The organism is Kamptonema formosum PCC 6407 (genome assembly GCF_000332155.1).
Taxonomy (GTDB): Bacteria; Cyanobacteriota; Cyanobacteriia; order Cyanobacteriales; family Microcoleaceae; genus Kamptonema; species Kamptonema formosum.
Window position 1 is genome coordinate 552,692 of record NZ_KB235898.1, and the last position, 21,744, is coordinate 574,435.

Annotated in this window: 21 protein-coding genes; 14 read left to right on the top strand and 7 right to left on the bottom strand. The window is 44.2% G+C overall.

The genetic code is table 11. The annotated features are described in order from the left end of the window. The first annotated feature begins 391 nt into the window (after positions 1-391). From OSCIL6407_RS0102460 to OSCIL6407_RS0102470, 3 genes are all read left to right on the top strand, one after another. Complete coding sequence (locus OSCIL6407_RS0102460) at positions 392-679, top strand: HU family DNA-binding protein (RefSeq protein ID WP_007354400.1); 288 nt, start codon at positions 392-394, stop codon at positions 677-679. A gap of 25 nt (positions 680-704) precedes the next feature. Then, positions 705-1,781, top strand: a complete 1,077-nt coding sequence (cobD, locus tag OSCIL6407_RS0102465; protein WP_007354401.1) for a threonine-phosphate decarboxylase CobD — start codon at positions 705-707, stop codon at positions 1,779-1,781. A 182-nt stretch (positions 1,782-1,963) separates the two neighbouring features. Further along, on the top strand, positions 1,964-3,442 hold the full coding sequence (locus tag OSCIL6407_RS0102470) for a dihydrolipoyl dehydrogenase family protein (protein WP_007354402.1): 1,479 nt from the start codon (positions 1,964-1,966) through the stop codon (positions 3,440-3,442). A 180-nt stretch (positions 3,443-3,622) separates the two neighbouring features. Here OSCIL6407_RS0102470 and OSCIL6407_RS0102475 read toward each other — a convergent pair whose 3' ends face one another. After that, the gene (locus OSCIL6407_RS0102475) at positions 3,623-5,443 is read right to left on the bottom strand and encodes an iron uptake porin (protein ID WP_007354403.1); all 1,821 of its coding nucleotides are present in this window, start codon (positions 5,441-5,443) and stop codon (positions 3,623-3,625) included. A gap of 643 nt (positions 5,444-6,086) precedes the next feature. On the opposite strand from OSCIL6407_RS0102475, the gene fldA reads away from it, so the two are divergent. From fldA to OSCIL6407_RS0102515, 8 genes are all read left to right on the top strand, one after another. After that, a complete protein-coding gene (gene fldA, locus OSCIL6407_RS0102480) occupies positions 6,087-6,602 on the top strand; it encodes a flavodoxin FldA (protein ID WP_007354404.1) in 516 nt (171 codons plus the stop codon). Between the two features lie 94 nt (positions 6,603-6,696). Continuing rightward, positions 6,697-7,446 (top strand): alpha/beta fold hydrolase, encoded by a 750-nt coding sequence (locus OSCIL6407_RS0102485; protein ID WP_007354405.1) that lies wholly within the window; start codon positions 6,697-6,699, stop codon positions 7,444-7,446. Further along, positions 7,431-8,018, top strand: a complete 588-nt coding sequence (locus tag OSCIL6407_RS30205; RefSeq protein WP_007354406.1) for an ATP-binding protein — start codon at positions 7,431-7,433, stop codon at positions 8,016-8,018. Before OSCIL6407_RS0102485 ends, OSCIL6407_RS30205 begins: the two co-directional genes overlap by 16 nt. A gap of 316 nt (positions 8,019-8,334) precedes the next feature. Beyond that, the gene (locus OSCIL6407_RS0102495; protein WP_007354407.1) at positions 8,335-9,300 is read left to right on the top strand and encodes a metal ABC transporter substrate-binding protein; all 966 of its coding nucleotides are present in this window, start codon (positions 8,335-8,337) and stop codon (positions 9,298-9,300) included. A gap of 106 nt (positions 9,301-9,406) precedes the next feature. Continuing rightward, complete coding sequence (locus OSCIL6407_RS0102500) at positions 9,407-10,141, top strand: metal ABC transporter ATP-binding protein (protein ID WP_007354408.1); 735 nt, start codon at positions 9,407-9,409, stop codon at positions 10,139-10,141. Between the two features lie 141 nt (positions 10,142-10,282). Next, entirely contained in the window at positions 10,283-11,131 is an 849-nt protein-coding gene (locus OSCIL6407_RS0102505) for a metal ABC transporter permease (protein WP_007354409.1), read from the top strand. A gap of 78 nt (positions 11,132-11,209) precedes the next feature. Continuing rightward, complete coding sequence (locus OSCIL6407_RS0102510; RefSeq protein ID WP_007354410.1) at positions 11,210-11,644, top strand: SufE family protein; 435 nt, start codon at positions 11,210-11,212, stop codon at positions 11,642-11,644. A gap of 33 nt (positions 11,645-11,677) precedes the next feature. Continuing rightward, positions 11,678-12,580: an alpha/beta fold hydrolase gene (locus OSCIL6407_RS0102515; RefSeq protein ID WP_007354411.1), complete on the top strand. Its 903-nt coding sequence runs from the start codon at positions 11,678-11,680 to the stop codon at positions 12,578-12,580. A gap of 143 nt (positions 12,581-12,723) precedes the next feature. Here OSCIL6407_RS0102515 and OSCIL6407_RS0102520 read toward each other — a convergent pair whose 3' ends face one another. Next, positions 12,724-13,221: an acyl-CoA thioesterase gene (locus OSCIL6407_RS0102520; protein ID WP_007354412.1), complete on the bottom strand. Its 498-nt coding sequence runs from the start codon at positions 13,219-13,221 to the stop codon at positions 12,724-12,726. A gap of 144 nt (positions 13,222-13,365) precedes the next feature. On the opposite strand from OSCIL6407_RS0102520, the gene OSCIL6407_RS0102525 reads away from it, so the two are divergent. Continuing rightward, positions 13,366-14,217, top strand: a complete 852-nt coding sequence (locus OSCIL6407_RS0102525; RefSeq protein WP_007354413.1) for a universal stress protein — start codon at positions 13,366-13,368, stop codon at positions 14,215-14,217. Between the two features lie 202 nt (positions 14,218-14,419). Here the strand turns inward: OSCIL6407_RS0102525 and psbM are convergent, their stop codons facing one another. Both psbM and OSCIL6407_RS0102530 read right to left on the bottom strand, forming a co-directional pair. Next, positions 14,420-14,536 carry a photosystem II reaction center protein PsbM gene (gene psbM, locus OSCIL6407_RS32120; RefSeq protein ID WP_071592436.1) on the bottom strand — a complete coding sequence of 39 codons (117 nt, stop codon included), beginning with the start codon at positions 14,534-14,536 and terminating at the stop codon, positions 14,420-14,422. A 59-nt stretch (positions 14,537-14,595) separates the two neighbouring features. Continuing rightward, a complete protein-coding gene (locus OSCIL6407_RS0102530) occupies positions 14,596-14,892 on the bottom strand; it encodes a 2Fe-2S iron-sulfur cluster-binding protein (RefSeq protein ID WP_007354414.1) in 297 nt (98 codons plus the stop codon). Positions 14,893-14,944: 52 nt separating this feature from the next. On the opposite strand from OSCIL6407_RS0102530, the gene OSCIL6407_RS37615 reads away from it, so the two are divergent. Further along, entirely contained in the window at positions 14,945-15,076 is a 132-nt protein-coding gene (locus OSCIL6407_RS37615) for a hypothetical protein (protein WP_019486890.1), read from the top strand. A gap of 263 nt (positions 15,077-15,339) precedes the next feature. Here OSCIL6407_RS37615 and OSCIL6407_RS0102545 read toward each other — a convergent pair whose 3' ends face one another. The 3 genes from OSCIL6407_RS0102545 to OSCIL6407_RS0102555 all read right to left on the bottom strand — a co-directional run bounded on the left by OSCIL6407_RS0102545 (position 15,340) and on the right by OSCIL6407_RS0102555 (position 20,399). Beyond that, complete coding sequence (locus OSCIL6407_RS0102545; RefSeq protein ID WP_007354416.1) at positions 15,340-17,412, bottom strand: TolC family protein; 2,073 nt, start codon at positions 17,410-17,412, stop codon at positions 15,340-15,342. 295 nt (positions 17,413-17,707) lie between these two features. Then, positions 17,708-19,063: a TIGR03279 family radical SAM protein gene (locus OSCIL6407_RS0102550; RefSeq protein WP_019486892.1), complete on the bottom strand. Its 1,356-nt coding sequence runs from the start codon at positions 19,061-19,063 to the stop codon at positions 17,708-17,710. 433 nt (positions 19,064-19,496) lie between these two features. After that, positions 19,497-20,399: an undecaprenyl-diphosphate phosphatase gene (locus tag OSCIL6407_RS0102555; RefSeq protein WP_019486893.1), complete on the bottom strand. Its 903-nt coding sequence runs from the start codon at positions 20,397-20,399 to the stop codon at positions 19,497-19,499. A 228-nt stretch (positions 20,400-20,627) separates the two neighbouring features. On the opposite strand from OSCIL6407_RS0102555, the gene OSCIL6407_RS0102560 reads away from it, so the two are divergent. Continuing rightward, positions 20,628-21,353, top strand: a complete 726-nt coding sequence (locus tag OSCIL6407_RS0102560) for a DUF3120 domain-containing protein (protein WP_007355455.1) — start codon at positions 20,628-20,630, stop codon at positions 21,351-21,353. The last annotated feature ends 391 nt before the right edge of the window (positions 21,354-21,744 follow it).

Here is a 21,744-nt window from a genome sequence, read left to right on the forward strand (position 1 = left end):
CTCCCCCTCTCCCCCTCTCCCCATCCGTAAAAGCGATAAATTATATCTCGTAAGGGGGTTTTTGGTTCAATTTTTGTGTCGAAAACCTACTAAGTGTCGAAATCCATATAAATTAAAGGTTTCACCGATCCATATAGGCCGACAAGACTTTAGAATAATGCAGTGAAAATTAGATTCTGTCGGGGTTTCAGCCATCAGCAGTAAAAATTCCTTTTTTGACCCTCTGTCAAGGGAATCTGTGTCTGCTAGGAGTTGTGTGTCAGAGTTCTAGGTACTGAGAATAGGGAACGCCCCGAAATCCATACCTAGAACTGCAAACCCCCAGTCCAACGTGCAGCTAAGAGCTGAATGCTGTTTAACGTAATTGTGCAAACCTTAAGGAGTATGCCAGATGAACAAAGGTGAATTGGTTGACGCAGTAGCAGAAAAGGCAAGCGTCACAAAGAAACAGGCTGATGCCGTGTTGAGTGCTGCCCTGGAATCCATCATGGAAGCTGTTTCCGATGGCGATAAAGTGACGCTGGTGGGTTTTGGCTCCTTTGAGTCGCGGGAACGCAAGGCTCGCGAGGGTCGGAATCCTAAGACAGGCGAGAAGATGGAAATCCCAGCAACTAAAGTTCCTGCTTTCTCGGCGGGCAAGTTGTTCAAAGATAGAGTCGCACCGCCTGCTGAGAAGTAGGAGCCGATAACTGCGGAACTGAGCTTTGACTCGACCTGTACACGGGGGAAATTTAACTTGGGCAGCAGCACTAGCTGGCTGCCCTCCTACTGCCATTCTGGATTTTTCCGCTAGTATCAGTCCTTTGGGGCCTCCTGAGTCGGCTAAGCGTGCGATTCAGTCCCACCTAAGCGACTTAGGAGTTTACCCAGACCCCGATTACTGCCAATTGAGGGAGGCTTTGAGCCAAATACATCACCTGAGCCCTGAGTGGATTCTGCCGGGGAATGGCGCGGCAGAATTATTAACTTGGGCGGCTTTGGAGTTGTCAAATTTGGCTCGAACTTATTTGGTTACTCCGGCTTTTGGTGATTACAGGCGGGCATTGAAAACTTTTGGCGCAACTGTGCTGGAATGCTCGATAGATTTGGGATTGGATGTTTTAGATTTGCGATCGCCAATTGAAAATCTCCAATCTCAAATCCCCAGTGCAAGTGGTTTGCTGCTGAATAATCCCCACAATCCTACGGGGTTGTTATTTACATTAGAGGCGATCGCACCTTTTTTGGAGAAATTTGCTTTAGTCGTCGTAGATGAAGCTTTTATGGACTTTCTACCCCCTGCACAGCAGCAAAGTTTGGTTGGGTTGGTGGCAGAGTTTCCCAATTTAGTGATTTTGCGATCGCTGACTAAATTCTATTCGCTGCCGGGACTGCGGTTAGGTTATGCGATCGCACACCCTGACCGCATTCGCTGCTGGCAACAGTGGCGCGACCCCTGGCCTGTCAATACCCTAGCGGCGGCCGCTGCTGCTGCTGTGGTGCAAGATAGCGCCTTCCAGCAGCAAACTTGGGACTGGCTAGCTTCAGTTCGCCCTCAGTTATTGGAGGGTTTAGCGAAGTTACCAGGATTGCACCCTTACAAAAGTGCAGCTAACTTTTTATTCGTAAACTCTGAGCATTCTGTGTCTTGGGTACAAAAAACTCTATTGGAACGTCACCGTATTCTAATCCGCGACTGTCTAAGTTTTTCCGAATTAGGCGATCGCTTTTTCCGAGTTGCCATCCGCACGGAGGCAGATAATAACCGCCTCTTAGCAGGACTAGCAGATGTTCTAAAATAAGGTAATTGTTAATTGGTAATTGGTAATTGGTAATTGGTAATGGCTAATGGCTAATCGCTAATCGCTAATCGCTAATCGCTAATCGCTAATTACCCATCTCCCCTGCTCCCCCGCTCCCCCGCTCCCCCGCTCCCTCTCTTTCCCTAGCCCCTAGTCCCTAGCCCCTAGTCCCTTCTTCATTTATGCTTGACTACGATGTGGTGATAATTGGCGGCACTGCTGCTGGACGATTTGCCGCACTCACTGCAACTCACCTCAAAGCTCGTGTCGCTTTGATAGAATCCTCCAATAATGGGCAAGAGTTCTCGTTGTCGCCTAAACATTCTTCATTTGCGAGGTTAAGATACAACCAAGCTTTGCTAGGAATGGGTCGCTTTGCTAAACAAATACGTTTTTTACAGCAGTTTACTACACCGATAGAGGATAACTCCGTCGCTGAAATAGCCCTGGAATTTGATATAGCAAAGCTATGGATTTCTGGGGTAGTCTCTAACCTTGAGGAAATCAATTCTCCTGCTGCATTAGCAACTGCTGGTGTAGATATTATTGTTGGCAAAGGTGAATTTATTATTAAACCAGATCTCGCCTTTGCTGTGAATGGTAGACTGTTAAAATCGCGATCTTTCCTCCTTGCTACTCCTCCTCAACCTGCAATTCCAGACATTGAAGGGCTGTTATCTACAGGATATTTTACGGCGGACAGTAGACAGTTAAGCGAATTAAAAAAGCTTCCAAATACTTTAGTTGTCATTGGTGGAGATCCCGCAGGTGTAGAACTGGCTCAAGCTTTTTCAAGGCTGGGAGTTCGGGTGACGATGGTGCTTAAAAGTTCTCACATTTTGGCTAAAGAAGATGCGGATGCTGCTCGTTTAGTTCAAGCTAGCATGGAAGCTGAAGGTGTTCGGATTCTAACTCAAACTGAGGTCACACAAGCCAGGATTATTGATGGTAAAAAATGGATTCAAGCAGGGAATGAGGCTATAGAAACTGATGAAATTTTGGTAGCTGCTGGTTGCAGGATGCCTAACTTAGAATCTTTAAATTTGTTAGCAGCGCGGGTTGATTTTAATGAGAAAGGATTGATTTTAAATAATAAACTGCAAACCACTAACCCTCAAATTTACGCTTGCACAGATGTTACTGGTGGTTATCAATTTGCTAATATTGCCAATTATGAAGCTAAAATCGCTGTAAAAAATGCGTTATTTTTACCAATTTTCAAGGTAGATTATCGCGGTATTCCTTGGGCTATTTTTTCCGATCCCCAATTGGCAAGAGTTGGTATGACTGAAGCACAAGCTAGAACTAGATATGGGGACGATATCGTAGTTTGTCGAGAATATTTTAAGACAGCGGATAAAGCTCAGATAGTGGGAGAAACGACTGGTTTTTGTAAGCTAATTGGTCGTCGTAATGGGGAGATATTGGGAGCGAGCCTGGTTGGGCCGCAGGCTGCGGAGTTAATACACAGTCTAGCTTTAGCTATGCGTCAAGGGTTGAAAGTGAGTGCGATCGCGGAACTTCCACACATCTGGCCGACTTTATCAGAAATTAATGGTAAAACTGCCGCTGCTTGGCAATTACAAAGCTTCCGCAGTCGGTCTTTTTTACCTAATTTATTAGAAAATTTGTTTCACTGGCGGCGATATTGGAATTGGTAATGGGTAATTGCTAATTGCTAATTGCTAATTGCTAATTGCTAATTGCTAATTGCTAATTGCTAATTGCTAATTACCCATCTTCCTCATCTCCCCCATCCTCCCCATCTCCTCCGCTCCCCTGCTCCCCTGCTCCCCCGCTCCCCTTTTTATAAGAGTTAGAGAGCAACTTAGGCGTTATAACTAGAATTCAAACTGCATTCGCATACTCCCAACATAAATAGTAGGATTGCTACTGAAATTGTTAGGATTTACAATCAGATAAAAACTCGGTACGATCGCAACATTATCCGTCATGGGAAAATAGTAACTCGCTTCTATATCATACTGAGTTCCTCCATCTCCGCCACCAGCTACCAGAAATCGCCGCCCGGAGATCACATCAAAAGGAACGACAAAAGATAACGCACCAATTGCCCCTTCTTTACCCAAGTCAGGGAAACCTAGCCCAAATTGAAAAGATTGGGCGTTCACGCTTTCATCCTTCATCTCTGAAGCTTTCGGATTTAAGCGAGTGTTGCTATAAGTATAGCGGCCGAAAATACCAAAATTGGCAGCTAGCCGCCAATCAAAATTGAGACCAAAACTATTAGCAGCGGCATCTTCCAGCTTACCGCCAAAACCATCATCAGCAACTCCTTTAATCGGTCTCGTTGAAATTTGTCCGTCGTCATTAGGTAGAATACGGGTGCGGTCGTAAATCAGGCGGATATTCGCATTTTTACTAGGGGAATAAGTCAGTTCAGCCGTAAATGAGCGAGTACTTCCAAATAACCCGCGATTTGGTTGAGATGCTCCGGGAACATTTGCCATATAACCTAAATGAAGTTTAAGTTTATCGTTGAACTTCCACTTGGCAACTGCACCTGCACCTCGTCCCAAATCGTTCATCAGTGTAGTGCCAAAAGAGTTGTAACTGCCAGCACCTTTACCGAAAATTGAAGTAAAGGCATTGGTATCAAAGTAACTCAACCAAAGTAAACGAGGGCCTACTGTTAATTCCAAGGAATTATTAACAGGAAAGCTGTAATAAGATTCCAATAATGCCAGCTTATTATTACCCGCAGAAGTGGTGATGTCAAAGCTGGGAACTCCGAAGGTATTGTATAACCCCGCAGAGCTAAAAGCATTAGCAGCAGAATCCCCATTACCCACAGCTAGGCTAGTTACCAGGGAGTCGTCACCTGTGAAAGATGTTAGGAAAGAAATGACTGTAAAATAACTCATGGTCGTATTAGGATCGTTCCTAACTTCCGTGACAGTAGGTTTACCATTGGCATCACGTTGAGCTGAGCTGAAGGGATCTTCTGGGTCAATTCTTTCTACTTTTACGCCGGATGCAGCATTTGCTCCTACTAAATTAAAGCCCATCAAAGCACTCAGTTTAGTAGTAGTAGAAAACTGGTTAGCTTCTAATTCTGCTGTCCGAGCTTCTAAAATGTCTACTTGTCCCCGTAAGGTAGCTATTTCAGCGGCAAATTCTTCTTCCAACCGTTGCAGAGCGACTAAATCTTCTTTGGTAACAAAGTTAGTTGTCGATGCAGTAATTAACTGGTTAATTTGGTCGAGGCAAGCGTTTAATCCGGCAGCAAATTCGTAGCGGGTTAAGGCGCGATTCCCTCGATAGGTGCTCTCAGGATATCCAGCGATGCAGCCGTAGCGCTCAATTAGGGATTGCAATGCAGAAAATGCCCAGTCTGTAGGCTGCACGTCGGATAATTGAGAAACAGATGTTACTTGACCGGTCAGACTTTTTTGAGTGTCTTGGCTGATTTCGATTTGAGAGTCAAAAGGAGAGTCGGGAACAACTGTTCCCGACTCAATCTGTGGCGGCTCAATTGGGTAGTTTAGGGAAATTGGCTGAGAGGGAGCGGAGTTGTCTTGCTTGGATGCTGGTTCTATCTGAGCTGCTAGTAGGCTGTTGTCTATGAAACCGTTGCATCCGCAGGCTACACCTAAAATAACCAGGTTGAGCTTTACAGAAGTAGAGAGATTATTTGTCATTGCGTCTTTAGAACCTGTAATGGATAAAAGTCATCTATCTGAAGAGAGATTAAAGACGCACCCGCTAACTTTCATTATGGAGGATGAATTAGAGAAAAATGGGAAATAAGAGATTTTTTTCCTTAACCCACTGAAAATAGTTCTAACTGGCTTTTCTGCGATAGATTCTCTATATATCTGGCTATATTTTTAATATTATTTTCATTTTTTTGTTTGGTAGCAGTGCCAAAAAATGCTGTAATGCTTGCTATATAAGCATTTCAACTAAATTGTAATAAAACTTAACTTAAAAAAGAAATAAATTATCTAAAATAAATCTAGTCTTAGTTGAGTATTATTCTCAATAGATGGAGCTAATTTCTAGGGGGTGAAGCGATCGCACTGAGGCTACTGAGACTAAATCCGGCTTAAATGCCTCTTGATTATTCAGTCCGCACAGCTCTTAACGGAGCTTGTAGAAGTGGAATTTCTCTGTCTAGTCGCGATTTCAAACGCCGAGTCCGCTCTGGAAGTTTTCAACCCGGATTTGGTATCAGCCCCAATTTCCCAGCTTATCTGGGGAAAAGCACTTAAATTTTATAATTTTGCCGCCTTTGAGAGTAACGCCAAATCGATTAATTATTCACTAAAACCAGGAAACATCATGGCAAAAATAGGTTTATTCTACGGAACTCAAACAGGTAATACTCAAACCGTAGCAGAGCTAATTCAGAAAGAATTTGGCGGTAGCGATATCGTCGATTTATACGATATCTCCCAAACAGAGGACAGCGATTTTGCCAATTATCAATATGTGATTGTCGGATGCCCTACCTGGAACGTAGGCGAGATGCAAGGTGACTGGGATGGCTTCTATAACGACGAACTAGAAAACATTGATTTCAGTGGCAAAAAGGTTGCCTATTTCGGAGCTGGGGATCAAATCGGTTACGCAGATAACTTTCAAGATGCAATGGGAATTTTAGAAGAAAAAATCTCAGAACAAGGCGGTAATACTGTTGGTTATTGGCCCATAGAAGGCTATGAGTTTAATGAGTCAAAAGCTCTCAAGAATGGTAAATTTGTCGGGCTAGCAATCGATGAAGATAATCAGTCTGAGATGACTAATAGTCGCATCAAAGCATGGGTTTCTCAACTCAAACGGGAGTTTGGAGTGTAATTAATCGAGGGGCAATCTTCTGAAAAACAATACAGAAGCATTGCCCCAAGAAAGTTTCAGAGCTTTTTCTATTCACATCCCACCAGGAAATTTAATGTCTAAATCACCAGAGGTGCTGTGGCTCAATGTTAGCCCCAGCTTGCAAGAATTCGATCGCCCTTTGTTACAAAATCTTTCCAAACAGGTATCAATTTCTCGCTGGGAGTATTCCCAAACCCAAGACGAACCGACATCTTTAGAAACAGCACTGGCACTGCTGCATGATTATTTGCAGCAATGCGATCGCCCTATTCATCTCTTAGGACACAGCACTAGCGGATTATTAGGACTGCTTTATACTCGGCGATATCCAGAGCGAGTAAAATCCTTAACATTGCTATCTGTAGGCGTTTATCCAGCCGTTGATTGGCAAGCGCATTATTATGTTCAGCTCCAGCTTTTACCTTGTAGCCGCGAAACTATTTTGAGGCAGATGGTGTATAATTTATTTGGCAATCAGCGCGTACCGATTGTTCAAAACCTGTTCAAAATACTGGACAGAGATTTATTAACTTCTCTTTCACCTCATAGTTTATTTCAGCGAGTTCGCATTGAGCCTGCTTATGTTTTTGCGCCCTTGCTAGTTTGTGGTAGTGAGGATGATATCATTGTCGATTTACACCAGTTTCAGGGTTGGGAACATTGGTTAAAAGAAGGCGATCTTCTCTGGCATTGTCCTACAGGGCGCTATTTTTTCCATTACTTCTACCCCCAACTTGTGACTGAAAAAATTGTAGATTTTTGGAACTCTATTAATTTAGAAAACGAATTACATAACGCCGCCAGCTTATGCAAATTCTCCTAGTAGAAGACGATCGAGAACAGCTAGAACCGTTTATCCAAGTACACCAAGGCAAGATTAGCATTATCAGTGAAGTGGGCACAGGCTCAACCTTTCGAGTAAAATTACCCCGCACTGAGGCTAAATTGATTAAAATTTTTTCTCGTCATTATTCTGTCACGATCGCTAGCTACTTTAAAATCATCAACCATCGAATCAGGTTTTTATCTATGAACAACTATCTGATTGTCCCTGGCATTTTAGTCTCGATCCTCACTACTAGCTTAAGCGTTCAAGCCCAAACAATCCCGATCGAGCAACTACAGCAACGCCAACAGGGAACCACAATTACTGGCACTGTTCGTAGTGTTGTTGGCAATGAATTCATCCTCAGCGACGGAACTGGAGAAGTGATTGTGGATGCCGGCCCGCGTTGGTATCGCGCTATCAACGTTTCTGTGGGAGAACAATTGACTGTCACCGGAGAGTACGACGATGACGACTTTGACGCATTTACTATTACCCGTGCTAATGGTGAAGTTATTACCATTCGCAATGGCCCTGGTCGTCCACCTTGGGCGGGAAAAGACGATTAGACTTCCTTCAATTTCTTTAAGAGTCATTTTACCCTCCTCACCGATAATCTGGCCGCGATTCACCTAATAAAAGCAGTGACTCACCTGATGCGAACCCAGAGGGGATTTTAGATATTTTCTACTCATCCCTTAATTCTATTCCCTTCTCTTCTTTCCCCTCTTTCCCTAGCCCCTAGCCTCTAGCCCCTAACCGCCTTGGCGGTTGCTATACTTCGTTCGATCGCACAGATTCGGTAAAAACCCGTTTCTTTGGTTAGAGTGCATAATTCCTGCAAACTGCTATAATAATGAAAAAATTATGAAATCAGTGTAGCCAATGTCACGGAACAAAGCATTTACTGTCCAGTTAGCGATCGCCAGCTCGATCTTAATCGGTTTAGGAGCTTGTACCAAACTTAACAATAACCTCCCTGCTGCTGACTCCGTTGAGCCACAAGCCAATCTGCAAGCCCAAAAAGGGAAAAAAGTGATTTTGACCACCTTCACCGTCCTAGCAGATATGGCTCAGAACGTCGCGGGAGATAAAGCTGTAGTCGAATCTTTAATCAAGTCGGGGGCAGAAATTCATGGCTATGAACCTACGCCTAGTGACTTAGTGCGGGGAAAACAGGCAGATTTGATACTAGATAATGGTTTGGAGCTCGAACGTTGGGCCGCTAAGTATTATACTAATTTATCTAAAGTACCGCACATTACTTTAAGTGAGGGGATTAAGCCTGTTGCGATCGCTGAAGATGCTTACAAGGGAAAGCCTAATCCCCATGCTTGGATGTCTCCGCAAAATGCCTTAATTTATGTTGAAAATATTCGGAAAGCGTTAGTCAAACTAGATCCTATTAATGCCAAATCCTACAATGAAAACGCTAGGATCTACAGCCAAAAAATTCGAGATATTGACCAAAAACTTAAACAAGAAATTGCTGTTGTTCCTCAATCTAAGCGATATATGGTTAGTTGCGAGGGAGCATTTTCTTACCTCACCCGCGATTATGGGTTGAAAGAGGTTTATATTTGGCCAGTCAACTCCGAGCAGCAAGCTACACCTAAGCAGGTTGAAAAGGCGATTAATACCGTTAAAACTAATCAAATTCCAGTAGTCTTTTGTGAAAGCACTGTTAATAATGAAGTTCAAAAGCAGGTTGCGAAAGAGGCAAATGCTAAGTTTGGAGGAGTATTTTATGTAGATTCTCTATCTCCCCCTAACGGCCCAGCTTCTACTTATTTAAAACTCCTAGAACACAATGTAACAATGTTAATTCAAGGATTGCAAGGCAAATTGTAAAACCCTTCCTAACGCCGCCATCTTGCTGGTGACTTTACCGCATTTCCGGGCGGCGTTACGTCAAGCATATATAAGTCATGACTTATTGAAATCTGGAGACAAAATCATGCGAGATGCAGTTAGTATTAAAGTTGAAGAAGTTACGGTTGCTTATAATGGCAAAATAGCTTTATCTGGAGCAAATTTAGAACTTAAGCCTGGTTCTATCAATGGTTTGGTGGGAATGAATGGCTCTGGCAAATCGACTCTATTTAAAGCTATTATGGGTTTTGTTAAACCTATTACAGGTAGAGTTTTAGTCGAAGGTTTACCCATTCGCAGCGCTCAAAAGCGAAATCTAATTGCTTATGTTCCGCAAGCAGAAGAAGTGGATTGGAATTTTCCAGTTAATGTTTGGGATGTAGTAATGATGGGACGCTATGGCTATATGAATTTGTTGCGAATTCCTAAGCCTATAGATCGACGAATTGTCAGAGAAAGTTTAGAGCGAGTGCAGATGTGGGATTTGAAAGATCGTCAAATAGGCGAACTCTCAGGAGGTCAGAAAAAACGAGCATTTCTGGCACGAGCTTTGGCGCAAAAAAGCACAATTTTACTACTCGATGAACCTTTCACCGGTGTAGATATTAATACTGAAAAGACCATGATTGATTTGTTATTAAGATTGCGAGAAATAGGACACACAATCTTAGTTTCTACTCACGATCTCGCTTCCATTAAGACTTTTTGCGACCAAGTTGTACTGATTAATCGCACTATCCTCGCCTATGGAAAAACTTCAGACTTATTCACTGAAGAAAATCTGTCTCGGACTTTTGGTGGTTCTCTGGGAGAACTCTAATAAGACTTACGCAAAACCATCCGTAATGCCGCTCGGAAAGGCGGTAAAAAACAGCCAAGATGGTGGCGTTACTACACAAATCTGCGTAAACTATATCTAATTCAATCAAACTCGCATTATTGACATAGTACAGGAGAATTTATGATCGATATTTGGCAATGGTTTATGGCTCCCTTAGCCCATGAATTTATGGTTAAAGCTGTTTTAGTTAGTATGCTTGTTGGAGTTGTCTGTTCCGTTTTGTCCTGCTATATGACCCTCAAAGGCTGGGCCTTAATGGGGGATGCCGTGTCCCATGCAGTGATGCCAGGAGTGGTAATTGCTTATTTGCTGAATATTCCCTTGGCAATTGGTGCTTTTGTGTTTGGAGTTGGTTCCGTTGTGGCAATTGGATTTATTAAATCTAAGACTAGGATTAAGGAAGATACTGTTATAGGACTTGTGTTTACTGGCTTTTTTGCACTAGGTTTAGTTCTGATTTCTAAAACACAAAGTTCAGTAGATTTAACTCACATTCTATTTGGGAATGTTCTCGGTATTTCCGATGGTGATATTATCCAAACGATTGTAATTAGCGTAATTGCTTTGGTTACAATCGCTATTTTCAGAAAAGACTTTCTGCTATTCTGTTTTGACCCAACTCATGCTCGTTCGATCGGAATTAATACCGTAGCATTATATTACACGCTACTTTCTTTATTGTCTTTAACTGCTGTTGCTGGATTACAAACTGTTGGGATTATTTTAGTAGTGGCAATGCTCGTAACACCTGGAGCTACCGCTTATTTGTTGACCGATAGCTTTGACTATATGATGTTATTAGCAACTGCTTCTGGAGTTTTTTCTAGTGTAATGGGACTCTATGCTAGCTATTATCTAGATGCCTCAACTGGTGGCTGTATTGTTGTCGTACAAACTTTACTGTTTGTTCTGGCGATGATTTTTGCTCCTAAACATGGTCTGCTGATGCAATCTCGGCAAAATATTTAATTCTGTAATAGCAGCGAAGCGCTTTACAGAAAACGCAATCTCTGTGTATAATTGACCTATTGACCAAAATTTGGAATCATGTCCACTACTTCTTTCCTACCCGAAGCTCTAGCTCGAATTGTAGAGCGTTTTCAGCGCCACTCCGACCCTAAAAGGCGTTACGAGCAATTACTCTGGTATGCCAAGCGACTACCGGAGTTTCCAGAAAGCGATAAATTACCTGAAAATAAAGTGTCTGGCTGCGTCTCTCAAGTTTATATTACAGCCAAGTTAGCGGATGGTAAAGTTTCCTTTCAAGGCGATTCTGACTCTCAGCTAGTTAAAGGGTTAGTAGCGTTATTGGTTGAAGGATTAAGCGGATTAACACCAACAGAAATAACTAATGTTTCTCCCGACTTTATTCAAGATACTGGTCTGAATGTGAGCTTAACTCCTTCCCGCGCTAATGGGTTTTACAACATCTTTCAAATGATGAAAACTAAAGCATTAGCATCCCCCGAAGTCAGCAATTAGAAATTAATTAAATCAAGGGAAAAATAGAAAGCTATGAGCAAAAGTGTATCTTTTATTCCAGCTACCAATAGCAAAGAGAGAGAAATTCAGGAGTATATTTGGAACTGGGAAAATCGACAAATCTCAGTAATTTATGAAAGCCAAGGACAGGGAAAACCAGTATTACTTTTGCCAGCATTCAGCACGGTTTCCTCGCGATTAGAAATGCAGCCTTTGGCGACCTTATTAGCTCCCCAGTTTCAAGTTATTACCTTAGACTGGCCAGGATTTGGTGACTCATCACGCCTTGCACTTAACTATCAACCGCCATTATATCATCAATTTTTAAAGGATTTTATCGAGGCTGTTTTTAACACTCCCATATCAGTAATTGCCGCCGGTCATGCTGCGGGTTACGTGATGGACTTAGCTCAAAAACAGCCTAATTTTTGGTCAAAAATTGTTTTAGCCGCTCCAACTTGGCGAGGGCCTTTACCAACAGCAATGGGAGAACATCGCAGTTGGTATGGAATATTGAGAGAATTAGTAAGATCGCCCTTTCTAGGTCAGTTGCTCTACAAACTCAACACCACCCCTTCTTTCCTGAAATTTATGTACCGCCGCCACGTCTACGCCGATCCCGATAAAGTTACAGCCAGTTTTATTCAACAGAAATCGCAAATAACACAGCAACCTGGTGCAAGATTTGGTTCTGCTGCTTTTGTGACTGGAACATTAGATCCCGCACAGAAACGAGAGCAATTTATAGCAAATTTTGAACAATTAACAGTTCCAGTAATGGTTGTAATCGGCGAAAATACCCCACCCAAATCAAAAGCTGAAATGGAAATATTAACTGAATTGCCAGGAGTACAAACGCGAGTTATTCCCGGTTCTTTAGGGCTACACGAAGAGAATGCAGAAGCTTTGTCAGCAGCCGTGAAATCTTTTCTATAAGTAGCTATAAGAATTTTGAGCCTTATAGCTGGATCAACAGCGGCTAAAGGTTCTGCTTCTGCTGGTGGGAACTGTTTAGAGTTCAAATAAATATAAGTTGAATGAAACTGGGCGAAGATCGGCCAGCTTAAAAAATCTCCCTTTTAAGGACTCAAATGAGCAGTAAGCTTTGCCAAAGCTTCCTGTACTGCTACTGGTAATTGGCGCATAATCTTACCCTTCTCGCGATCGACTCCCACCAAAGTTACCTGGGCACTCACATATAATTCCTTACCATCAGGAGATTGAATTTCGTAGTCCCAAAGCAGCCTCACACCCTCGCTAGCACTCATCCGCGTTCTAACTGCAACTGTTTGGCCCATCTGCACAGCTCGATGGTAGCGTACAGAAAGTTCCACCACAGGTAGTTCCAAACCTTGCGTTACCCAGTCTGCATAATCAATCCCAATGGATCGCAAACTTTCCACCCGCGCCTCTTCCATCCAGGCAATATAAGTCCCATGCCAAACAATACCACCGTAGTCAGTATGGTGAGGGTAAACCTGCACGAGATGTTCAAACCAACCACTATCCCGATGAGGCAAATTTTGGATAGGGCCAGAGGGTGCTAGTTCCGGTTTTGATTGATCGTTATACACCACGTTACAAATCGTTCCAAAAAGCTACATTTCTACAAATCATAAGTCAGTTTTCAGGCCTATGCTTGATTGTAAAAGGTTAGGGCAATTAGCTCCTACTTAAGGCCGTAAAGTGTACATAACTTGTTGTCATTCCAAAACAAACCCATGATAGAAAAAATTTTAGTAGCTGTAGCTGGTCGTGGCTTGTGCGAAGAGATGTTTAATATGTTGATGGACATCCCATCGCTGCAACGGGCATCTGTTACAGTCCTGCACGTTGTACCCCCTCAAGTCACTGCCGATGGCATGGCCGAGAAATTAAAAGAGGGAGGGGAAATCCTCGCACAAGCAGTGCAATCTTTGAAGGTAGATCCCAACAAAGTCAATCCCCGCCTGAGACAGGGAGATCCGAAAACCATAGTTTGTGAAGTTGCCGAAGAAGAGAAATCCGACTTGATCATTATGGGTTCGCGGGGACTAGGACGCTTGCAATCCATTCTTGAAAACTCTGTTAGTCAGTACGTCTTCCAGTTAACATCGCGACCCATGCTGTTAGTGAAAGACGATACCTATGTAAAAAAAATCAAGCGCGTCATGGTAGCGATCGACAAATCCGATGCTGCTCTAGAATGCTTGAAACTGGCACTTGCCCTGCTGAAAGAGGTTAGTGGTGGGCAGGTAATTTTAGTTCATGTCACCAAAGATTTGACCGGAAAAAGCACCGAAGACTTAACGCCCAATGCAGAAAAAGACCCTATTTTAGCACCCGCTGTTGCAGAGGTAAAAAAAATGGGAGTCAGCTACCGCTGTGTTACTGCCACAGGCAAACCAGGAGAAACAATCTGTCGGCTCGCAGAAGATTTGAGTGTAGACTTGTTGCTTCTGGGTTCTCCCGATCGCCGCCCCAATATTGCCAAAAGCTTTTTGGATCTCGATCGCCTGCTAGGAAATTCTCTTTCTGACTACGTGCGCGTTTATGCTAAGTGTCCCGTACTCCTAGCCCGTACAGTTGGATAGATAGCTATGCTAGGGACTAGGGGCTAGGGGCTAGGGGCTAGGGAAGAAGGAAAGAAGGGAAGAAGGGAAGAGAATAAGCGGGTTCCAGCCATGAGCGAGTGTCCTAACTGCCCTAAAGGTTGCTATAACTAAAATTACCAAAAAAGCGCCAAATGCGTATTGCTTTGGCGCTTTTTTGGCAATGAAAGACGTAGCAAAAATGCTAGCTATCCTTTCTACCTTCGCGGCTAGCCGTTTGAATGTAAAGAATGAGTAGAAAAACGCTTGGAACTAGCACGAACAAAATCGATGCAATAAATCCTAACTCATTAACTTGCATGATCCCCAGCCTCTATCTGATAATTAAAAAACTAACAAGACTAGGATATCATCTGTGCGTCACGGCTTAGTTTTCACACTTACCGGGCCATTGACTAAAGTTTGACAGGCTAAACGATAAGTCGGGGGCTTTTTCTTCAGCTTGCGATTTTCTACATCAGTCCGAGGAGAGAGATGTTCCATCCCTTCCACGATTTCCACAATACAGGTGCCACATTGGCCGTAACCCCCGCAATTCATCATCTTTCCTGAAAAAGTGTACAAGTCTACCCGGTTTTCCAGGGCCTTGAGCCTCAAATTCGCTCCGTCTGCTGCAATCACTTCCCGATTTTCTTTGACAAACTTGATATTGCCCATTGCGAATTCCTAACTTGGTTAACAGGGTCTTTATTACAAAATATTAAATAATATGTCAGGTCTTAATGGGGAGATGGGGGGCGGGGGGGCGGGGGAGCGTGGAGATGGGGAAGATGGGGGAGATGGGGAGGATGGGGAGGATGGGGAGGATGGGAAGATGGGGAAGGTAGCCATGAGCCATTAGCCATGAGCAATTAGCCATTAGCCTGTCTTCCATTAGCCATTAGCCATGAGCAATTAGCCATTAGCCATTAGGACTTACGCTCATGGCTCCAGAAACCGGGTTTTTGACAGAATCTCTGGGTCAGGGCGAAGTATTTTCCGAAAAAACCCGGTTTCTTTGGTTGGGTGCCAAAGTCCTGTGAATGCTAACGCACAAGAAAAGCAAAATTCTCCTTATCCTCCCCATCTCCCCTGCTCCCCCGCCCCCCGCTCCCCCATCTCCCCTTAAGGAGTATCGGAAAGGTCGTTACCAGGAAGATTAGTAACAGCTCGTTCCAGGGCCGACAGAGCACGGTTGTAGCCAATAATTGCTAAAAGTCGGTTCCTCTCAGACCTGGTTAAATCCGTTTCAGCCTGAATCACATCCGTCTGAGTACCCACGCCGGCTTGAAAGCGGAGCCTGGCTAAGCGCAGAGCTTCTCTTGCCTGGAGTACGCCAGTTTCGGCAGTTTCAATACTGGCAAAACTCGACTCCAACTCAAAATAGCCTTGTTCCACTTCGCGGCGCACCTGATTGCGAAGTTGGTCAAAGCGAGTTTCTGCGATCGCAATATCAAATTCTCGCTGTTGAGTTCTCGCTTGAGCAGCTCCCCCATCGAAGAAATTCCACGTCAGTCTTGCGCCTACTGAGTAGCCATCCGCCCAGCCGCGAGAGGCAAAGTAGTCTCCTTCATCCGGGTCTACGCCCAAAACATTATAGTTAGCAAACACATTCAGTTGGGGCTTGCGGCCTGCCACAATCGAGCGCCGCTGCTGTTCGCTAGCGGCCCGCTGCACTAACTGCTGTTCTAACTCAGCTCGATTTTTCAGAGCCAGCACAATACTCTCTTCCAGAGATAGCCTCCAAGACCCAGCTTGCTCGACGGGATCTGCCGCTGTTAACTCTACAGACTGACTGATATTTAAAATTTCAGCTAGTTGCCGTCTGCGAACTAGCTGATCGCGACGGGCTTCATTTAACCTTTGCTGCTCGTTGGCTAAATTCACCTGAGCCTGTAATACCGCAAATCTAGTTCCTACCCCAGCCCGTTCTAGAGCTTCGGCATCTCGCAAACTCTGCTGAGCATTTCTCACGGCCGCCTCGCTAATTGCTACTCGCCCATCAGCATCTTGCAAGTTGTAGTAATTAGTAGAAACATCGAAGCGAAGTTCCTCGGCTATCCGCTCTACTTCTAACTCTCGAAACCGATTCTGTTCCTCCGCAGCTCGGATATTAGCAGTACGAGCACCAAACAGATCCACGTTGTAGCTCAACTGCAAAGTTGTATTGACAGTATTGCTGCCAAAGTTTTGGGGGGCGGCTCCGCCCACTGGTTGACCTTGAGATTCTAAAAAGTTTCGCCTGCGTTCCTGAGCGCGAACCCCAAGCTCTCCGCCCGCGCTGATTTGGCGGTTGAGATCGACTTGAACGTTGAGATCGGGATACAAAGCTGCTTGCTGTTCCCGCACAACCGCTTGGCTCTGTTCCAGTTGCAGTTGGGCAATCTGCAAAGTCTGAGAATTGCGGCGAGCGAGATCGATCGCCTGCTGCAAGGTAATGGGCTGAGTACGTTCGATCCTCACTTCCTCTGGTCGAGTGGGAAAGCTGAGGGGATTGGGGTTGGGTTCTAGGAACTCAGGAGGCTGGGTTTGCAAAGTCCCATTCGGTGTTAGTCCTGGGAAACTCTCCAGAGGAGTGCGACTAGGGGCTGGAGGTGGGATAGTTTCGACAGGAGTAGTTGGCACAACCCCAGGTGTAGGGATTTCTACTGGCTCGACGTTTGGGGAAGGTGCTTGGGCAGTATTTGAGTTGCTGTTTGTGGCTCTCTTGAGACTGCCGGAAAGTCTTTGCTTTAGCTGTGGAGGTGCGATCGCCACTGCACCCAAGCCCCGCTTCAGGGTTAAGTCTGCCTTTCTGTCGGGCCTTGGCTGAGGCAAAGGCATCTCTTGTTTCTGAGATGTTGGCTCTGTTGCTTTTGATGCCGATTTGAAGCTTGCCCCTGATTGCAGGGAGCTAGTTTCGGTTGTTGCTTTTGATGCCGATTTGAAGTTTGCCCCCAATTGCAGGGAGCTAGTTTCGGTGTGAGCTTCCTGAGATTGAGTTGGGGGGGATACCGCAGGAACATATCCCTCCTGCGATTTTCGCTCTCCTGCTGTTTTTGGGGCAGATTTGAAATCCCGCCCTAATTTGAGCTGATTAGTTTCTGGCTGGGTGTCTTGGGACTGAGCCAAGGGTGGTGTAGCCGCACTCCGCCCTACATTACTGAAAGTAATCGCCGCACCTACCCCTACAACCACGAGATGACGAAAAACGCGCATAAGTTCTTTAATGAGTCTGCAAGTCCAGAGACAATTCTAGAACAAGCGATGAAGCCTGAAGTCTGGACTCAACATTGAGTATGCTACATTTCTGCGTTTTGAGGAATGCGATCGCCATTTTAATACTTTATTTATTTTATTTGTTGCCCGATTTTTATTTATTGCAACCGCCAAGGTAGTTAGGACGTTCTGAGTTACACCAAACTCGCTGATTTTTTTCCCTTCTTCCCCATCTCCCCCATCTCCCCCATCTCCCCCATCTTCCCCTAGCCCTGAGCATCGTAGCCCCTAACCCCTAACCGCCAAGGCGGTTGCTATATTGCCCGATGGCAGTCAGGATCAGGTTTTCAACTCCCATGACTGGAAAAATGCACGTTTTTAGCTTTTGGGCTACTTCCTCAAGGGTCATATCGTCTAAAAACAGGCTATCTCCCTGTTTGAGCATGACCGATGGTAGCAGAATGCCATCCCCGAAGTCCCGCCCCTGCAAACCTGCGAGCAAGTCTTGACCGGTCAGCAACCCTGTAACGGCGATCGCGACTCCCCAATAACCGCTTTCTAAAGCTACCATATTAACTTCCAGCCCTTCAATTTGGTTTAGCCGCTGCACTATCGGCTCAAAAGCTTTTTCTACAGCATTGCCAACTACCCAAGTCCATTTTCGCGGCGGATTTATTTTCTGTGGTGGTAATTTCTTGATGGCTTCTTCAAATTCTTGGATAAATTGACGAATAGAACCGACACCATTGCCTATTTGCGGATAATCTTCGTAATCAGCAGCAGAGGGCAATTCTTCACCTGCGATTAAAAACCATTCATCGGCTAACCAAATACAATTTGCTCCCGTTTCTTGTCGCAGTTTAGCTTGTAAAGATTGTACTTGTTTGATTACTTCTTGCGCTTTTTGGGCTACCACTGGCACAAGTTCATCCTCTCCGGGTCGCCATCGGGTTAAACCAACTGGAACTACTGCCACAGATGCAACCGCAGGAATATTACCTTGATGAAATTTAGCTAAATCTAACAGAGTGCGTTCTAAATGTTCGCCATCATTAATTCCGGGACAGACAACAACTTGGGCGTGAATTTGCAAACGCCGCTCTTCAAACCATTTAATTTGCTCTAAAATTTTACCAGCCCGGAAATTTTTTAATAGGCGAATTCGCACTTCGGGCTCAGTTGCATGAACGGAAATATAAAGGGGAGATAGTCGCATTTGTTCGATCCTATCCCATTCTTTTTGAGTTAAATTAGTTAGGGTAAGATAACTGCCATAAAGGAAACTGAGGCGATAGTCATCATCTTTAAGATATAGAGTTTCGCGTTTGCCCGGTGGTTGTTGGTCAATGAAGCAAAAAGGGCAGCGGTTATTACACTGAATTAATCCGTCAAAAAGGGCGGTTTCAAATTCTAAGCCTAAGTCTTCGTCACAGTCTTTTTCGATTTCTAGGTTGTGGCTTTTACCTTTAATATCTAATACTTCCAGTTCTAGAAATTCGTCGGCTACGAGGTATTGGTAGTCAATTAAATCGCGAGGTTTTTGACCGTTGATAGATACTATCGAGTCTCCAGGTTCAAATCCGATCTCGGCGGCGATAGAATCGGGAATAACTTTAGTGATTAGCGCGGGGCGGATTGATAATTCGCTCATGGTTATCTTCTGTTATTAAAATTATGTCTATTCAACTATTGTAACTCAGTCATTATTTTTATACCATTTCTCCCAAATCATCTAGCAGTAGCAATCTTTTGGTTAATTGTATGTAGCAAAAATAACTATGCGGATTGTAGCAATACTTTTAGAGAAATGGTATATTTCCCATCTTACTACCACTTCTCCAAATTATTGACAAGTAGAAGGAACAAGGAAGAAAGATTTAGTTATCTAGGAGAGAAGGAAGTATGTTTATACAGTCAGCTTTTTAGCCATCCCGATCTTAGTGTTTAATTAGGTGGATTTACTTACAATCCGCAGAGTTGAGTGAATTTCATAAAACCAACCTCCTTCTTCTTCCTTCTTCCTTCTTCCTTCTTCCTTCTTCCTTCTTCCCTCTTCCTTCTTCCTTCTTCCTTCTTCCTTCTTCTTAGATATTTTTTAACGCTCCACCAGCAATCGCGCACAAAATAGCAGTTCCAAAAGCTAGCCGATACCAAACAAAAATCCAGGTATTCTGAGTTTGCAGAAATTTCAACAACCAGGCAATAGCCAGATAAGAAAACACCGCCGCTGATACCGTTCCAACCACCACAGAAATTAATCCAGCCTGACCTATTCCCTCTCCTAAAGCACTTTTTAACTCAATTAATCCAGCTAACGTAATTGCCGGAATTCCTAACAAGAAAGAAAACCGTGCTGCGGCCCCTCTTTCTAACCCCAGAAATAACCCTGCTGTCAATGTGGAACCAGAGCGAGAAACACCAGGAATTAAGGCGATTGCCTGGGCTAATCCCATTACAATACCATCGAATACAGTTAATTTCTCAAAGGTGCGCCGACGCTTACCAATTTTTTCTGCTATTGCCAATAGCAGCGACATGATAATAGAAGCAATTCCTATTGCTGCCACACTCCTTAGAGGTGAATTATCATAGTCTTTAATCAATACCTTAATTAACACTCCGAAAAATAAAATTGGTAGGGTTCCTAAACCAATCCCTACTGCCAAGCGAAAATCTTGGGAATCGTATTCAGATCGAATTATAGCTTTATATGCACCAATACTAATATTTGTCAAGTCTTCCCAAAAATACCATAGCACCGCAGCGATGCTACCCAACTGAATTACAGCAGTATAGGCAACGCCGGGATCGCCCCAACCCAGTACCAGGGGTACTATCTTCAAATGGCCGCTGCTACTGATGGGCAAAAACTCTGTTAACCCTTGCACTATTCCTAAAACGATCGCCTGTAAAATATCGATCTGTGGTTGTACAGCAGGGGTATCGATGGGTGCTTGAGCTAAAAGCACATTAAGATTAGCAATCATTCTCTGAGTTCCTAGTCATTATGGTCATTTGCCGTCTAAGACGAGCGGCGGCTACCACTCTAGCACCTGTCAAGCCTTGATATATTAACCGCTAAGGCGGCTAGGGACTGGGGGCTAGGGGCTAGGGGCTAGGGACTAGGGGCTAGGGTAAGAAGGGAGAGAAAAGAAGGTAAAGTTTTTGTGATATCTTCAAAAAGATTAACTTAAGTAAAGAATCTTAACGATACCTTGTTTAACGAAACTTTGTCTGAGTTCACTTCTACCGCCGCGAGCGATCGCGACAGCCATTTTTCCACATTTTTTTTAGGCAAGCTCAGATTTAGCACAACCTGGTTAATATTTGGGGCTGCTGTTTTCCTGGTGACAGTGCCCGTATTTTTCCAAGCACCGCTAGTCCGGCAGATGCCAGTGGTAAGCTTGACAATGACAGTAGGCTGGCTGGCGATCGCCTTCAAGCTACTCAAAAACCCTTCAACTTGGCTTTGGGGAGACTTACTGCTAGGATTCACTTGGAGTTGGTTGACGGGAGGCATTTATTGGGGTTGGTTGCGCTGGGAACCACTTTGGCACTTACCAGTCGAAGGGGCCTTAGTACCTTTAGCAATTTGGTGTTTGAGGCGCGAGTGGGGAAAAGTGGGAAACTGGTTTTATCTAGGTTCTCTCTTTGGTACAGCAGTAACAGATGGATATTTTTACCTGACAGGGTTAATTCCCCACTGGCGACAGTTAATGCAGGTAGACATATCCTTAGCAATGCCAATTTTTCAAAGTGCGATCGCCGTTGTGCGTACCCCTTGGGGAGTTAGCTGTGCGATTTTCTTAGTCGGAGTGCTCTTAACTGTGGGCCTTTTCCCTTTACGCTTCGGCAAACCTCACTGGTGGGCATTTTCAGGAGCAGTATTGGGTACAATTCTGGTAGATAGTCTATTTTTGCTGGCCGCTTCGGTAAACTGAAAATTGCCCGTCTTTTACTGAGCCAACAATTTGAGATTTTAGCCTCTAGATTGTAGACTTTCGGGTATGCTCCGCTAGTTTAAACTGTGGAATAAATCTAAAATCTAAAATCTACTGATAGACCTAGAGACTTTAGGCTCTGGGCTAATCTAAAATCTAAAATCGGCTGAGTGCCAGAATCTAGATATATGCTCTAGAATCCTATACAAAACTCTGCCAGGAATCTCATCCGAGCAGGTTAGTCGGCTAAAATTTAGGGGGCTAATCAACCCAATGCGGGAGTCGCGAAGATTATATGGTGCAATACTTACGGGAAAAGCGCTGTAGGGTATAAGCGACTCAAGCAACCCCGGCCGGATCTGGTAGCTTGAAATTATAAAAAATAGCCCTC